The following is a 1,827-nucleotide window of genomic DNA, read 5'->3' on the forward strand; positions in this document are numbered from 1 at the left end:
TTTTATGGTCTGCTATAATCCAGTATTCTTTCGTTTACTAAACCGACCATATCCTTTCAGGGTTTATCGGCCCTGGCTATTGGTTAGATAGCGCGAAATTTAGGCCTCTTTGGCGCCCTTAGAAAGATATTAAACATTTTTTCGCTATGTAAAAGTTATTATTCTTTTTATAAATCGGCTTTTTTAAAATATTTCAATTTCGAGATTAGACCGAAAAATAATCTAAGTTTTGTTTTTAAGCTTATCATTTGTTATTTTTAACTGTTTTTAATTTCTAAATTTTGTTAATATAACATTATTTGAATTAAAAATTTTTTATTTTTTCAACTTTAACAACTTTAAAAAGTATATTTAATATTATTTTTTTATAAATTGTATTTATTTAATATTTTATTGTCTGTATATTTATTAAATAATATTTTAATTCACTAATTAAATCTAATGTTTAAAAAAATTAGATATTTCTGATATTTTTTTTGTAAATTTTATATTTATTTAAATTATTATTAATATTTTAATTTTATTTAGTTTTTTAATTTAAAAAATATTGATTATAAAATTATTAATATCGGAATGTATATTTTTTGAAAATTCCACTAATATTATTATCAAAAAAATTTAAATTAATTTTTGTCAAATAATTTGTTTGTGATATGGAATTTATTTTTATTGTTTTTTAAGTTTATTTGTTAAAAGTAAAATTTTTTTCAAATATTTTTTTAATTATTACATAAAATAAAAAAGGATTTAACTAGTAATGCAAAGTGATTTTCAAAGTGTTAATATATTTTTGAATATGTTAATTTCATAATTTATTTTTTAATTTAAAATATCGATATTTATGATTAATTATTTTTTATTAAAAATTTTTTTGGATAATAAAAAGATATATTTTCTTAAAAAATAAAAAAATGTAATAAATACAAAATTTCAGAATAAAATCAATTAAATCTAATAAATAAGTGATAAATAATAAAATAATAATTAATAAAACTAAATTTGTTATTAATTATTGATTAAGCAGTCAAGAAAAGAACTATTTAAATCATCTATAATATTGTTTAACTTTATTAATCATTAAATAAATTTTCCGAATGATTTTTTTGTGGGTTTTAGCGGTTTATATAACGACAAAAAATAATAATTATTTCTTGTTAAAAACAAGATCAAATTAATTGATAAAGATTAAAATATTTTTTAATTAATTAATATAGTTTTTAGCTCCATATTGATTTATGAAATAAAAAGACCTCTCTGAGACAAAGAGATCTTTAGTTTATGATTAAATTTGAATTATTTTAAATTCTTCTAGTATGATTTTGTCGATTTTCATTATTATTTCTTTGTAGATTGAGCATATCACGTATATTAATTTGTTGATTTATCATTTCGAGTTCATTGAATAAAATATTTATTCTATCATTAGTTATAGTCATTCTATTCAAACGCGTTGAAGAATCTATACTCATATCGTTAAAAATATTACTCATTTCTATCACTAAGCTATTTATTTCTCCTTGTATTTGATTTTTTCTTACATCTAAGTTTATTCCAGGAAAAGCATATAATTTTTTATTATTAATTAAAAATAATCCTACAACAACAAATAAACAAATACTTATTATTTTAAATTGACTTGATAATTTGAACATTAATTAATTCTCCTTTAGTTAGTTATTTATAATTATTTTTTTTAGAGCTTTCTGGTTTATCAATCAAATACGGATAGATTAATTGCGTTTTATACAGCGATTTGTATTTGCTGTTTTATTTACAATCAGCCCCCGCCCAAACGGTGCGAGCAAGTTTCCAAGCACACCGCTTTCC

At 19.2% G+C, this 1,827-nt stretch carries 1 protein-coding gene; it reads right to left on the reverse strand.

What is annotated here, in order from left to right; genetic code table 11:
* Positions 1–1,298: 1,298 nt before the first annotated feature.
* A complete protein-coding gene (locus tag B2G44_RS01240; protein ID WP_078123041.1) occupies positions 1,299–1,652 on the reverse strand; it encodes an SVM family protein in 354 nt (117 codons plus the stop codon).
* Positions 1,653–1,827 lie beyond the last annotated feature (175 nt).

The organism is Candidatus Phytoplasma citri (assembly GCF_002009625.1).
Lineage (GTDB): Bacteria > Bacillota_I > Bacilli_A > Acholeplasmatales > Acholeplasmataceae > Phytoplasma > Phytoplasma citri.

Bases quoted from the DNA above. Each gene is read 5' to 3' on its own strand.
- B2G44_RS01240 (WP_078123041.1), bottom strand. From the start codon at position 1,652: ATGTTCAAATTATCAAGTCAATTTAAAATAATAAGTATTTGTTTATTT.